Genomic DNA, 13,705 nt, shown 5'->3' with positions numbered 1-13,705 from the left:
CCCCATCGTTCCAGGCATCGTTCGGGGCGGATGCGGTGCGCCTGCGAATCCGCCGCAAACCGCACGCGCACCGCCCCCGCGTCCGGGTAACGTCCGGCCCATGACCGTGCACGAGATTGAGAACCGATTCGTCGACGACTACGCGGCCGCCGATCCGGTCGAGGCCACGGCACTGGGGGTCGCCGGCTACGACGACCAGCTCACCGACTACTCGCCCGAGGGGCGGGCCAATCGTGCGGCGCTGACCCGGCGCGCGGTACGCGAGGTGGAGGCGACCGAACCCGCCGACGAGGGCGAACGCGTCGCGAAGGCGGTGTTCCTCGAACGCGGCACGATCGATCTCGAGATTCACGACGCGGGTCTGGACCTGGCGTCGCTGAACGTCATCGCGAGCCCGGTGCAGGAGATCCGCACCGTGTTCGACCTGATGCCGCAGGACACGCCCGAACAGTGGGAGACGATCGCCAAGCGCATGACGCGGGTGCCCGGCGCGCTCGACAGCGTCCGCGCCGCGCTGCTCGCCTCGGCCGACCGGGGCCGGGTGCCGGCGATCCGCCAGCTGAGCAAGGTCGCCGAGCAGGCCGAGACGTGGGCGGGCATGAGCGGCGACGGGTACTTCCGCACCCTGATTTCCGGGGCCTCGGGGGCCGGTGGGTCCGAGGCGTTGCGCGGGGACCTCGAACGCGCCGCGACGTCCGCTCAGGAGGCCTATGCCGAGTTCGCCGGTTTCCTGCGTGCCGAACTGGCCCCGCAGCGCCGGAGAAGGACGCCGTCGGTGAGGACGTCTACCGCACGTGGTCGCGCTACTTCACCGGCGCGACCTCGACCTGCGCGAGGCCTACGAATGGGGTTGGGCGGAGTTCACCCGCGTCGAACGGGAGGCCAAGGAGGTCGCCGAACGCATCAAGCCGGGCGCCACCCTGGCCGAGGCGGCCGCCGCGCTCGACGCCGACCCGCGCTACCGCGTCAGCGGCCAGGCCGCGTTCCGCGAGTGGATGCAGCAGCTCTCCGACGAGGCGCTCCGCTCGCTGCGCGGCACGCACTTCGACCTGCCGGACGCGTTGATGGCCCTCGAATGTCGCATCGCCCCGCCCGGCGGCGGCGTCGGCGCGTACTACCACGCGCCGAGCGAGGACTTCTCCCGTCCGGGCACGATGTGGTGGTCGGTGCCGCAGGACAAGACCGACTTCTCGACGTGGCGGGAGGTCACGACCGTCTACCACGAGGGTGTGCCCGGCCACCATCTGCAGATCGCGACGTCGGTGTACGAGCCCACGCTCAACCGGTTCCAGCGGCTCATGGCCCTGACCTCCGGGCACGCCGAGGGATGGGCGCTGTACGCCGAGCGGCTCATGCGCGACCTCGGCTACCTCGACGACGACGGCAACCTGCTCGGCATGCTCGACGCGCACCTGTTCCGCGCCGCCCGCGTGATCGTCGACATCGGCATGCACCTCGAACTCGAGATCCCCGCGGGCACCGGCTTCCACGAGGGCGAGCGGTGGACCCCGGACCTGGGGCTGGAATTCATGCTGACCCGCACGATCACCGACGCCGATCACGTGCGCGACGAGATCGACCGCTACCTCGGCTGGCCGGGCCAGGCACCGTCGTACAAGCTCGGCGAGAAGCTGTGGCTCGAGGCGCGTGACGAGGCCCGGCGCAGCGCGGGCGACGCCTTCGACCTGGCCGACTTCCACCGCACCGCCCTCCGCATGGGCGGCATGGGCCTGGGCACCCTCCGCGACCTTCTCGTCGGCTGACGTCCCTCCGAGCACCATGGCCTCGGGCGCATCCAGAGTGCCCCCAAGGGCCCCATGGTCGCGCCCACCCGTCGCCCAACCACCACCCCCCAACGACGCGCTGACGCGCGGCAGCGCCCGATGCGACGAATCTTCCCCTCGCGAGATCGGCGTGGAGCACCGCGAGATCGGCGTCAAAAACCCCGCGAGTGCTGCGTTCGTGGTCGCTAGGGTGGTCGGCATGCATCGGCTGTTCCCGATCACTCCACCGCCGCGCCCCCTCCGCGGGGCGTAGACGAGCAGGACCGCTCCGTGCGACCACCCGACACCACGGTGGCCGCACGGCGATCGGTGCTGCCGTGACAGTCGACAGCGCGACCAGCGCGACCACGTGAACAGCGCTGCCGGCGCGAGCAACGCAAGCAGCGCGACCAACGCTGCCGGCACCGTGATCGTCCGAAACGCCCCGCGTGAAGAAGTCCTGCACACCCTTCTTCCGACGCTGGAGTGTTTCTCGTGTCCATATCCACGAACGTGCCGGCGCGCCCGCGCGCCGGCACGGGAAGTCTCGTCCTGGCCGGAGTCCTGTGGGGCACCGGTGGTATCGCCGGGACGGTCCTGGCCTCGTCGTCCGACCTGTCCGCACTGTCGGTCGCGACCTACCGTCTGCTGCTGGGTGGCGTGTTCACCGTCGTTGCGGTCGGTCTCATCGGCCGGTTCCGGCCGGGTTCCGGCGAGCTCCTTCCCCGAACCGTCCCGGTGCTGCGGCGGGTGCTCGTCGCGGGCGTCCTGCTCGCCCTGTTCCAGGCGTGCTACTTCGCCGCGGTGTCGTTGACGTCCGTCAGCGTCGCGACGATGGCGACGATCGGCAGCGTGCCCGTGTTCGTCGCCGGCGCCACGGCCGTGCGCGAACGCCGGTGGCCGGATCCGCTCACGACGCTGTCGGTCGCCGGTGCCGTCGGCGGACTGGTCCTGCTCACCGGGACGCCGGACGGAGCCGTCGATCGGTGGCGCTTCACCGCCGGTCTGGTGGTGGCGTTGGTGTCCGGTGCGGGTTTCGCGACGTTGACGCTCGTGACCCGCATTCCCGTGCCCGGTCTCGACCCGCTGCGGACCACGGCGTTCGGTCTGCTGGCCGGCGGCGTGCTGTTGCTGCCGGCGGCTGCCTGGTCGGGGCTGGCGATCCCGTTGCACTGGGAGGCGCTGGCCGCGGCCGGCTACCTCGGGGCGGTGCCGACGGCGTTGGCCTACGCCGCGTACTTCCGGGGGCTGGCGGTGGCGCAGCCGGTGCTCGCGGCGTTGGCGGCACTGTTGGAACCGTTGACGGCCACGGTGCTGGCGGTCGTGTTGTTCGGAGACGCCCTCGGCGTGGCCGGCTGGTGCGGTGCCGCATTGCTGCTGTCGGCGGTGGCGGTGGGTTCGCTCCGCCGCTGACGGTCAGTCCAGGGGGAGGGTGCGGCCGAGCACGGCGAACGGACGGGGGTCGCCCGCGAAGCGGTACTGCCGCAGGACGTCGTCGAAGCCGATCCTGCGGTAGAGCTTCCACGCCCGGCTGTCGCCCTCCGGCGTGGACAGCAGCACACGGGAGTCGGGGACGCCGTCGAGGAGTCTGCGCAGCAGGTCCTCGCCGGTGCCTCGGCCCTGGCTGCCCGGCCGCACGTGGATCTCGGTGAGTTCGAAGTAGTCGTCCATCCACGCGGCGGCCACCTGTTCGCCCTCGCGGTCGGCGACGCCGCGGCGCACCTGCTCGTGCCACCACTGGCCGGGGCGGCCACGATAGCCGTAGGCAATGCCGACCAGCGCGCCCTCGTCGTCGAGCGCCGCGACGCAGCGCCACCCGTCGCGCAGCACGTGCGTGAGCCACATCGGGGCACGCTGTTCGGCGGTGCCGGCCGGGTAGCGCATCGCGGCCACGTACAGATCCAGCGCCTCGCGCAGCCGTGCCCGGAACTCCTCGTCGGAGAGCCGGACGTAACGCTGGGCGCTGGGCATCGCGGTCATCGTGGCCGCCCAGCTTCGGCTGCTGCGCTGACGTCGGCGGCGGTGCCCGACGTCGCGGCCAGCAGATCGTCGAACGTCGTGGGGTAGACCGACTTGGGGTGCCCCGCGGCCGCCCACACGACCGGGTGGCCGGCGAGGGCGGTGTCGACCAGGGTCAACAACCGCTGCGGGTGTCCGATCGGCGCGACCCCGCCGATCGCCTGGCCCGTGTGTTCCTTGACGAACTCCGGGTCGGCCCGGCCGACCTCGGTGGCGCCGACGAGCGCGGCGAGGGTGTCGGTGTTCGCCCGGTGCGCCCCGGAGGTCAGCGCGAGCAGCGCGCGGACCTCGGCGTCGGCGAACGTGGCGCGGAACACGAGGCTGTTGGCGATCGCGCCGACCTCGACACCGAGGGCCGCCGCGGCGAGCTCGGCGGTGCGGGCGTCCGCGGGAAGGATCCGGATTCCCTGGGCGGCGGCGTCCTGATCGGCCTCGGAGAGCGCTGCGGCGACCTTCGCGACCGACGGATGGTCGAGGGTGCTCATGACCTTATGAGATCACGGCCGCCCGCTCCGGTGCGACGCAGCCGGGCGCGGGCCTGCCCCTTGCCCCGGACGCGGGAGCGCGCTAACGTGGATGACGTCGAACGGTTGTTCGATCAAGGGGATTCGCGGAACACGGCCCTCGGGGTGGATCGAGGGCTGATCCGAGGGGTGAGGAGGCGGGTATGTCCGTCACGGCGACAACGTCGGGGGCGTCGAGAAGGGCGGCTTCGGCGGGCGTTCCGGAAGGGTCACGTGTGTCGAACACGGTGTCGACCGTCCGGTCGTCCGGCGGCAGTCCGCGGCAGCGGGCGTTGCCGTTCGAAGCCGGCCCGCCCGTCACGCCCGTGGCCGCGTCCCTGGTCGCGCAGGCGCGGCGCGGGGTCGCCGCGGCACGTGCGGAGTCCGACGTCGTGGAGCGGTTCACGGGTGCGTACATGTCGGCTCTGCGCGCTGCCGCGGCGGTCCTCGCCGCACGTGGCAGGCCACATCGTGGGCGTGCGAAGCCGCAGAGCGTGTGGTCGCTGCTCGAGTCGGCGGCACCCGAACTGTCCGGCTGGGCGGCCTACTTCGCCGCGCACTCGGCGCGGCACGCGGCGGCGCAATCCGGGTCCTCGCGCGGCGTGGACGAGTGGTCCGCCGAGGCGCTCGTCGAGCACGCCGGAACGTTCGTCGCGGTCGTGGACGTGGTCATCGCCGAATCCCTCGCCGAATCCGGTGCCGAACCAGGCTCCGAATCGGGTGTCGCACCGCGCTGTGCATCGGGGGCGCGGCCGGCCCGCATTCGGAGAAGGTGATGTCGAGGAAGATCACAATCGATCACGGTCGAATCGTTCGTGCGTTCGGGGACGAGGTCGAATTGTTGATCGACGCGGCGCGCTGTGTCCCGCCCGATACGCCGGTTCCGACCTGTCCCGGCTGGACGGTCGGCGACACGATGCGCCACGTCGGCAGCGTGTACCGAGCGGCGCAGGCGTGGCTCATCGACGGTCGACGGCCCGGTGACTGGCAGCGTGAGCCGGCACCGGGACAGAGTCAGGAGAGCTACGTCCGCCAGGGTTACGCCGACCTGAAGGAGGTCCTGGACTTCCACGACGCGCAGGCCGAAGCCCCGACGTGGTGGCCCGACGACCCGACGTACGGCTTCTGGCGGCGGCGCATGGCCCACGACACGGTCATCCACCGCGTCGACGTCGAGGGCGCCGGTGGGGCAATGCCCGTCGAGATCACCGGCTCCGGTGTCCCCGGTGGGGTCGGCGGGATGGCCGGGATCGCGGAACCGTCCGGGAACGGCGACGACATCGCCGTCGACGGTGTCGACGAGGCGTTGATGCTGTGGTTCGGCCACCGTCTGCCACGCCTGGGGTTGTGCGGAACCCGCGTCGGCGAGGTCGCCGTGGTCACCGGTGGCCGTGGATGGATCACCGTCGCCGGACCCGACCGGGTCTTTGCGCGGCGCTGCGATCCAGCCGAGGCGCAGAGCGTCCACACGGTGGTATCCGGGGAGCCCGTGGAGGTCTACCTCTGGTTGTGGGGTCGGCGCGGCCCCGGCGCTGTGACCATCGGCAGCCCTGCCGATGGCGCAGATGGTGCGCGGGCGCCGGGAATCCGGACGAAGCGGGTGAAACGGGCGAGGATGCAGGTGAGGCGGAGAAGGACGATGCCGTCGCGCAGCTGTGGGCGCTGATGCGGTTGGCGACGCGGTGACGGGCCGGGTGTCGGAGCGGAGAGGAGTGGCGTGATGAGCGGATTGTCCGCGGTGGTGTTCGAGGCGGAGCGACCACGGGACGCGGCGACGTTCTGGTCTGTGCTGCTCGGCGCCGAACGCAGCACGTCGGCGGACGGCGGGGAAGTCGTCCACCTCCGGAACGGTCCGGCCCTGCGACTGGTTCCCGCGAGCGCACCGAAAACCGTGAAGAACCGGATCCACCTCGACCTCGCCGGCGGCCGGGACGCCGGCGACCAACAGAACACTGTGGACAGAGCGATCCGGCTCGGTGCCACCACGATCGACATCGGTCAGCACGACGGCGGAGCAGTGCCGTGGGTGGTGCTGGCCGACCCCGCAGGCAACGAGTTCTGCGTGCTCGAACCGCGCGCGTCGTACGCCGACACCGGTCCGTTGGCCGCGGTCGTCGTCGACTCGGCCGATCCACGCCGATCCGCCGAGTTCTGGTCGGTCGCCGCGGGATGGCCCGTCGGACGGGAGGACCCTGTGTGCGTCGGCCTGCGCGCACCGCACGGCCGGGGGCCGTGGCTCGAACTGCTCCGGGTCGACGACCGGCCGCCGGCCGCACCGCGGTGCCGGGTCGAACTGTCCGTTCCCGACGGTCCCGCCGGCCTCACCGACGAGGCGGAACGTCTCACCCGGCTCGGCGCGCTCCGCCGGGGTGCGGGCCGGCTCACCGACCCCGACGGCGGGGTGATCGACCTGGTGAGTGTCACGTAGTTCCCTGTTTCCGTTTCGTTGCCTCTCGGTGGGCGGCTCTGACCAGGGCGAAACACCGGCGCCGCCGACGAGCAACACCGCTGCGGAACCGTGGACGGTATGAACCTCCGCCGCAGACACGTGCCCGCACGCTCGGACGTCCCTCGTGCGTGGCCCGGCGACGTGACCGACGGTGATCCGGTAACGGCCACGTGGCGCCTCCGAGTGCGCATGGACGACCGGCCGGGAACCCTGGCTAGGGTCGCGATTCGGCTGGCCGACCTCGAATGCAACATCCTCGGCGTCACAGTGCTGCCCGTGCCGGGCGGCGTGCTCGACGAGATCGTCGTGCGCCCCGCACCCGGCATCACCCGCGCCGACGTCATCGGGGCCCTCGACCACGAGGACTGCGAATGCGTCGGAGTCGCCGACGCGACGTGCGCGAACTCGTCGACCCTGCGGCCGCGAGCCTCGGCGCGGCCGGTCGGGTCGTCACCGCGCCCGAGGAACTCGCCGACGCCGTCCGGGACATTCTCGCCGCCGACGTCGTGACCGTCGTGCCCGACGAGGAGGCCAACCCGGACCGCGACGAAACGGGGCACCGCGGCGTCTTCGCCGTCGGCGACGGCCGCACGCTCGTCGCGCGCCGCCGCTGGGCACCGTTCCTGCATCAGGAACTCGCCAGGGCCGAGGCGCTGCTCGCCCTGCTCACAGCCGTGCGGACGAACCTCGCCGGCCCCACCGTCGTCACATGCGGCGACGGTGCCGAACTCGTCCTGCGGGTCGGCGCCGTCGCCGACACCGACGCGGTCGTCCTGCTCCACGAACACTGCTCGCCGGCGACACTGGCCGGCCGCTACCGCGACGGCATGCCCGGTGCCGCCGACACCGGACGCAGGGGAGTGCGCGACCTGCTGACCCCCGCCCACGGCACGAGCGTCGTCGCCGTCTGTGGACGCGAGATCGTCGCACTCGGCCAGCTGATCGACGAACCGGGCAGCCCGGCCGAGGTGACGTTGCTCGTCGAGGACGGTTGGCAGCGCAACGGTGTCGGCACGGCACTGCTGCGTCGACTCTCCGACGTCGCCTCCGCGCGCGGGCACGACGAACTCGTCGCCTCGGCCCGTGGCAACCACGACGTGCTCAGCCGCACCGCGGTCCGCGCCGGACTCGACCCGGCCGGCAGCACCGACGACGGCTACCTGCGCGTCACGATCAGCAGCTGACGTCGACCTCGGCTCCGGCCGCGAACGACACGTGCACGTGGTCGTAGTGGTTCGCGGTGTCGCTGCCGCGGTCCTCCATCATCGACCAGCCGCTGCCGTCGTTGTACTGCTGCGCCCAGATGACGTAGGTGACGCCGAACTCGGCCTGATTCGCCAGGACGTACTCGGCGATCCGGTCGCCGTTCTCGCCCGTCGTCATGAAGTCCAGCGCCAGCCCGCTCGGGTGGTCGCTCGCGCCGGAGCGGCTCGCGACGCCGCCGACCGAGTCGACGTCGAACTGCGTCAGCACATGGTTGCCGACCTGCGCCACATGCGGCTGCGTGCCTTCCAGATCCGTCGAGCACGGCTCCGGCGTCGGCGTCGGCGGCGGGGGTGGCGGCTGCTGCGAGGTGGTCGACGGCTGCTCCGACGAGGTCGACGGAGGTGCAGTGGAGGTGCTGCTGCTCGGGGTGGGGCTTGTCGTCGTCGGCCGCTCGGAGCTCGACTCGGCCGGCTGCGACGTGGCGCGGTCGGTGGCCGCGGGCATCGCCATCGCCGCCCGGTTCGGCTCGTCACCGGTCGTCAGGCCCTTGCTGGCCCACGCCGTGCCGCCCAACAGTGCCGCGGCCGCGAGGCCCAACGCCACGGGGGTCCGCCACCGCGACCGGGACGGTTGCCGCGCGGCGGACACCGCACCGGCCGTGACCGCGTGGACGCCCACCTCGGCGGCGGCGGTATCGCCAGTGCCAGTGGCAGTGGTGGCGTCGTCGGGGTCGGCGCCGATGGGGTTCGGGATCCCCTCGGTGCCGTTCTCGGGCGCCTCGCCGGCGGTGCCGATGGTGTGGAACGGGGATCTTCGGGGTGTGCGACGGGCGCGGTTGTCCGCGCGATGTCGACCTGCCATGGGGACGGTCCTCGGGGTTTCGCTCGGGGTGGGCCCGTTCGGGGGTGTCAGCTCATCGGGGGCTGGGCTGACCGGGCGTCGACAGGTTACGAACCGGCAAAGTTCCCGTCACGCTCGAGTGGCGATGCGCACAGCTGGTGCAGACCAGGCCCCGGCCCGCGTGCACGCCCGCAGGCCCGCTCACGCCCGCAGGCGAAGCCCCTTGGGGGTCGCGCGGAAACCGGCCTCGCGCAGCACGTCCGCGAGCTGGGAGGTCAGGGCCTGTTCGCCGTCGGCGCGCTGCACCTGCAGTTGGCCGAGCCAGCCGTCACGGACCGCGGCCGACAACGCCTGCGCCGCCTCGCGCAGCGCCGTCTCGTGCTCGGTGAACGACAACAGCGAGCGGCCGCCGCGTTCGACGTAGAGCACGGGTGCGCCGTCGACCAGCACGACGAGCGCGCCCGCCTTCCGCGCCGGCCGGTGCTTGGTGGTGCCGAGCGGGTCGGGCCACGACAGCGCCGCGCCGTAGGGCTGGGCGGGGTCGCTCGCCGCCAGCACCACGGCCGGTTGGGTGTCGCGCATGCCGGCGGTGTCGGACACGGCGCGGAGCCGGTCGACCGCGCCGCGCGCGGCGAACTGGGCGGCGCCCAGTCCGTCGACGACGTAGCCGCGAATCACCTGGCCGGAGTCCTCCATGCCGCGCAGCACCTTGTAGACGCCGGAGAATCCGCCGGTCAGCCGTTCGGTGTCGAGCGCGCCCCGCGTCAGCACGCCGTGCCGTTCGAGGAACACCTCGGTACGCGCGTGGGTGCGCCGCGTCGGATCGGGTTCCCGCGGCGGCGTCGGACCCCAGCGGCCCGCGACGGTGGGCGGTCCGGTCCGGGACGGCATCGCGGGCCGGCTGGCGCGCATGCGCGCGTAGCGGCCGCGCGGCGGCGACCGGCGTGCTCGGTGCGTCGCCCCGCGTCCGGAGACCTGGGCGCGCAGCGGGGCGAGCGTGTCGCCGGACACCAGTCCCGCCCACGTGAGATCCCACAGCGCAGCCACGACGTCCGCATCGGCGGGCCGCTCGTCGAGCTGCGGGGTGACGCGGTCGACGAGATCCCGGAAGAACAACGCCCCGTGCTGCACGGCCGCCGCGAGCTCGGCGTGCAGCGGGCTCGTCTCCGTGGCCGACTCGTCGGCGTCCGGCAACACCAGATCGGCGACGTCGGCCGGCGCGAGCGAGATCCACCCGTCGCCCCCGGCGAGCGCCCCGCAGCCCGCCCACACGACCTCGCCGGCCGTGGTGAGCTCGTCCAGCAGCGCCGGGTGATAGCCGGGCAGTCGTGCCGGCAGGATCAGCGATTCGAGCGCGCTCGCCGGCAGCGGTGCGCCGGCGAGCTGGTCGACGACCGCCAGCACGTCGTCTGCGGTCGGCGCCGACCGCAGACGTGCTCCGACGCCGTGCCACGCGGGCAGGAAGCGGCCCAGTGCCGCCGGTTCGACCGGTTCGACCTCCGCCCGCAACCGTGCCAGCGAGGCGCGGCGCAGCCGGCGCAACACCGCGGCGTCGCAGTACTCGGTCCCCGCACGCTCGCCGTGCTCGCCACCACCGGACTCGACACCTGCCAGCTCGAGGCCGACGGCACCCGGTGGTCGCAGTTCGCCCCGGACGAGCCGCCCCTCACCGGTCAACCGGTCGAGCACGCCGGTGACGACGGCGACGCCGAGCCCGAACCTGTGGGCCACGTCGGCGGCGGTGAACGGACCCCGGCTGCGCGCGTAGCGGGTGACGAGGTCGCCGAGCGGATCGTCGACCGGCTCGGTGAACACCTCGGGCACGCCGATGGGCAGCGCCGCACCCACGGCGTCCCGGACGCGACCGGCGTCCTCGATGGCCAGGTAGCGGTCCTGCCCGGCCAGACGCACCACGATGGCGCGGCGGGTCTCGACCAGCTCGGTCAACCACTCGGGCGCGGCCCCGCGCGCCCGTGCCTCGTCGACGGTCAGGTCGCCGAGGAAGCGCAACAGATCGGCGGTGTCCTCGAGGTCGCGGACGTGCCGGTCCTCGTCGAGGCGCTGCAACGAGCGTTCCACCGACGTCACGACCTCGGGGTCGAGCAGTTCTCGGATCGCCTCGGTGCCGAGCAGCTCGGCCAGCAACGTCGAGTCGAGCGACAACGCCGCGGCCCTGCGCTCGGCGAGCGGTGCGTCCGTCTCGTACAGGAACATGCCCACGTAGCCGAACAGCAGGCTGCGGGCGAACGGCGACGCCGCCAGGGTCTCGACCTCGACGAGGGACACGCTGCGGTTGCGGACGTCGGTCATCAGCTCGCGCAGCCCGCCGACGTCGTAGACGTCCTGCAGGCATTCCCGCATCGCCTCGAGCACGACGGGGAAGCGTTCGTACTTGGCGGCGACGCCGAGCAGCTGCGCCGCCCGTTGGCGTTGCTGCCAGAGCGGGGACCTGCGGCCGGGAGTGCGCCGCGGCAGCAGCAGCGACCGCGCGGCGCATTCGCGGAATCGCGCCGCGAACAACGCCGACCCGCCCACCTCGGCGACGATCAACGCCTCGACCTCGTCGGGGTCGAGCAGCACGTCCTCGGCGGTGATCGTGATCTCCTGGCCGTCGGCGTCGAGGGCCTCCGGCAGGCGCAGCACGATGCCGTCGTCGGAGTGCGCCACCTGGGCGTCGACGCCGCGGCTCTCGCGCAGCCGGGCGGCGACCGCCAGCGCCCACGGCGCGTTGACCTGCGCGCCGAACGGCGAGTGCACCACGACCCGCCAGTCGCCGAGCTCGTCGCGGAACCGCTCGAGCAGCAGCGTCCGGTCGCTGGGGACGTGCCGCGTGGCCTCCCGCTGCTCGCGCAGGTAGGCGACGAGGTTGGCGGCGGCGCGCTCGTCGAGCCCCGCGGCCTCGGCGCGGCGCAGCGCGGTCGCGTCCTTGGCGCCGGCCACCTCACGCAGGAACGCCCCGAGCGCCCTGCCGAGTTCGAGCGGCCTGCCCGGCGCGTCGCCCTTCCAGAACGGCATCCGCGCGGGCACCCCGGGAGCGGGCACGACGATCACCCGGTCGTGCGTGATGTCGGTGATCCGCCACGACGACGTGCCGAGCAGGATCGTGTCGCCGACGCGCGATTCGTAGACCATCTCCTCGTCGAGCTCACCGACCCGGCTCCCCGGTCTGCCGTCGTCGCCGGGGGTCATCACGGTGAACAGGCCGCGGTCGGGGATCGTGCCGCCGGAGGTGACGGCGAGGCGTTGCGCACCGGGCCTGCCGTGCAGCTCGCCGGTGACGCGGTCCCAGGTGATGCGGGCGCGCAGCTCGCCGAACTCCTCGCTCGGGTACCGCCCGGCGAGCATGTCGAGCACGGCGTGCAGCGCGTCGTCCGGCAGCGACGAGAACGGGGCGGCGCGGCGCACGGTCGCGGCGACGTCCTCGACGGTGCGGGGTTCGAGGGCGACCATCGCGACGATCTGCTGGGCCAGCACGTCCAGGGGATTGCGCGGGTAGCGGGTGCGTTCGATGGCGCCGGAGCTCATGCGTTCGGCGGTCACGGCACACGAGACGAGGTCGCCGCGGAACTTGGGGAACATCACCCCGGACGACGGGGCGCCCACGTGGTGCCCGGCGCGGCCGACGCGCTGCAGGCCCGACGCCACGGTCGGCGGCGCCTCGATCTGCACCACGAGGTCGACCGCACCCATGTCGATGCCGAGTTCCAGCGACGACGTCGCCACGACGCACGGCAACGTGCCCGACTTCAGCTCCTCCTCGACGCGGGTGCGCTGTTCGCGCGACATCGACCCGTGGTGCGCCTTCGCCACGGCCGCCTCGGCACCGGTCGTCAGCCCGGACTCGCCGATCGCCTCGGCGGGGAACTCGTCGCCGGCCTCCAGCTCGGTGCGTTCGGCCGCCAGTTCGTTGAGCCGGGCGGTGAGCCGTTCGGCCAGCCGCCGCGAGTTGGCGAACACGATCGTGGAGCGGTGCTCGCGCACCAGGTCGAGCACGCGTTGTTCGACCGACGGCCAGATCGACGGCTTCGGCGCCGCGGCGCCGGGGACCTCGTCCTCGAGCGAGCCCGGTTCGGCCGAACGCGCCGGGCCCTCGAGGGTCGCCATGTCGTCGACCGGCACCTCGACGCGGACCTCCAGGGTCTTCGGCGTCGCCGGCTGGACCACGGTCACCGGCCTGCCGCCGGCCAGCAACGAGGACACCTCGTCGACCGGGCGGACCGTGGCCGACAACCCGATCCGCTGCGCGGGCGCGGGCAGCAGCTCGTCCAGCCGTTCCAACGACAGCGCCAGATGCGCACCCCGTTTGCCGCCGGTCACGGCGTGCACCTCGTCGACGATCACCGTCTCGACACCGCGGAGCGACTCCCTGGCCGACGAGGTGAGCAGGAGGAACAGCGACTCCGGCGTCGTCACGAGCACGTCGGGCGGGGTGCGCAGGAACGACCGGCGCTCGGTCGCCGTGGTGTCGCCGGTTCGCATGCCGACCGTGATGTCGGGGACGGGCAGATCCCGCCGCCGGCAGGCCTGCGCGATGCCCGTGAGCGGGGAACGCAGGTTGCGCTGGACGTCCACCGCGAGCGCCTTGAGCGGCGAGACGTACAGCACGCGGCAGCGGCGCCTGCGGTCCTCCGGCGGCGGTGCGGTGGCGAGCCGGTCGAGGGCCCACAGGAACGCCGCGAGGGTCTTGCCGGAGCCGGTCGGCGCGATGACCAGTGCGTGCTCACCCGCGTGCGCGGCCAGCCACGCGCCCTCCTGCGCGGGCGTGGGCGCGGCGAACGCCCCCGTGAACCAGTCCCTGGTCGCGGGGGAGAACAGCTCGGTCGCCGACTCGGTCATCCCGTCATGATGCGTCGGGACACCGACAATCCCGGCGCGGAGCCAGGACGACGGGTCACTTCTTGCGGTTCCTTCGGATCTGCACCAGG

The 13,705-nt window shown here is 73.0% G+C and carries 10 protein-coding genes and 1 pseudogene; 7 read left to right on the top strand and 4 right to left on the bottom strand.

Features of this window, described 5'->3' with window-relative positions; translation table 11 throughout:
* Positions 1-100: 100 nt before the first annotated feature.
* Both BJF85_RS11365 and BJF85_RS11360 read left to right on the top strand, forming a co-directional pair.
* Positions 101-1,763 (top strand): annotated as a pseudogene (locus BJF85_RS11365) (DUF885 domain-containing protein).
* Between the two features lie 501 nt (positions 1,764-2,264).
* Positions 2,265-3,176 carry a DMT family transporter gene (locus tag BJF85_RS11360; RefSeq protein WP_083666304.1) on the top strand — a complete coding sequence of 304 codons (912 nt, stop codon included), beginning with the start codon at positions 2,265-2,267 and terminating at the stop codon, positions 3,174-3,176.
* A 3-nt stretch (positions 3,177-3,179) separates the two neighbouring features.
* Here the strand turns inward: BJF85_RS11360 and BJF85_RS11355 are convergent, their stop codons facing one another.
* Positions 3,180-3,743: a GNAT family N-acetyltransferase gene (locus BJF85_RS11355; RefSeq protein ID WP_075847210.1), complete on the bottom strand. Its 564-nt coding sequence runs from the start codon at positions 3,741-3,743 to the stop codon at positions 3,180-3,182.
* On the bottom strand, positions 3,740-4,267 hold the full coding sequence (locus BJF85_RS11350) for a YbaK/EbsC family protein (protein WP_075847208.1): 528 nt from the start codon (positions 4,265-4,267) through the stop codon (positions 3,740-3,742). The genes BJF85_RS11355 and BJF85_RS11350 overlap by 4 nt, the downstream gene beginning before the upstream one ends.
* Positions 4,268-4,521: 254 nt before the next feature.
* Between BJF85_RS11350 and BJF85_RS11345 the strand changes: the two genes are divergently transcribed.
* From BJF85_RS11345 to BJF85_RS11330, 5 genes are all read left to right on the top strand, one after another.
* Positions 4,522-5,061 (top strand): SAV_6107 family HEPN domain-containing protein, encoded by a 540-nt coding sequence (locus BJF85_RS11345; RefSeq protein ID WP_075847206.1) that lies wholly within the window; start codon positions 4,522-4,524, stop codon positions 5,059-5,061.
* Positions 5,062-5,123: 62 nt separating this feature from the next.
* Complete coding sequence (locus BJF85_RS11340; protein WP_255375564.1) at positions 5,124-5,951, top strand: maleylpyruvate isomerase N-terminal domain-containing protein; 828 nt, start codon at positions 5,124-5,126, stop codon at positions 5,949-5,951.
* Between the two features lie 54 nt (positions 5,952-6,005).
* Positions 6,006-6,713 carry a VOC family protein gene (locus tag BJF85_RS11335; RefSeq protein ID WP_139320584.1) on the top strand — a complete coding sequence of 236 codons (708 nt, stop codon included), beginning with the start codon at positions 6,006-6,008 and terminating at the stop codon, positions 6,711-6,713.
* A gap of 99 nt (positions 6,714-6,812) precedes the next feature.
* Entirely contained in the window at positions 6,813-7,244 is a 432-nt protein-coding gene (locus tag BJF85_RS29995) for an ACT domain-containing protein (RefSeq protein ID WP_255375586.1), read from the top strand.
* A complete protein-coding gene (locus tag BJF85_RS11330; RefSeq protein ID WP_255375563.1) occupies positions 7,130-7,918 on the top strand; it encodes a GNAT family N-acetyltransferase in 789 nt (262 codons plus the stop codon). The genes BJF85_RS29995 and BJF85_RS11330 overlap by 115 nt, the downstream gene beginning before the upstream one ends.
* On the opposite strand, the gene BJF85_RS31365 is transcribed toward BJF85_RS11330, so the two are convergent.
* Both BJF85_RS31365 and BJF85_RS11320 read right to left on the bottom strand, forming a co-directional pair.
* Entirely contained in the window at positions 7,908-8,801 is an 894-nt protein-coding gene (locus tag BJF85_RS31365; protein WP_369822146.1) for a hypothetical protein, read from the bottom strand. The genes BJF85_RS11330 and BJF85_RS31365 overlap by 11 nt on opposite strands.
* Positions 8,802-8,981: 180 nt before the next feature.
* Positions 8,982-13,616: an ATP-dependent helicase gene (locus BJF85_RS11320; RefSeq protein ID WP_075847200.1), complete on the bottom strand. Its 4,635-nt coding sequence runs from the start codon at positions 13,614-13,616 to the stop codon at positions 8,982-8,984.
* Between the last annotated feature and the right edge of the window lie 89 nt (positions 13,617-13,705).

The organism is Saccharomonospora sp. CUA-673, from assembly GCF_001942305.1.
Lineage (GTDB): Bacteria > Actinomycetota > Actinomycetes > Mycobacteriales > Pseudonocardiaceae > Prauserella.
This window is presented reverse-complemented; position numbering and strand designations above follow the sequence as displayed.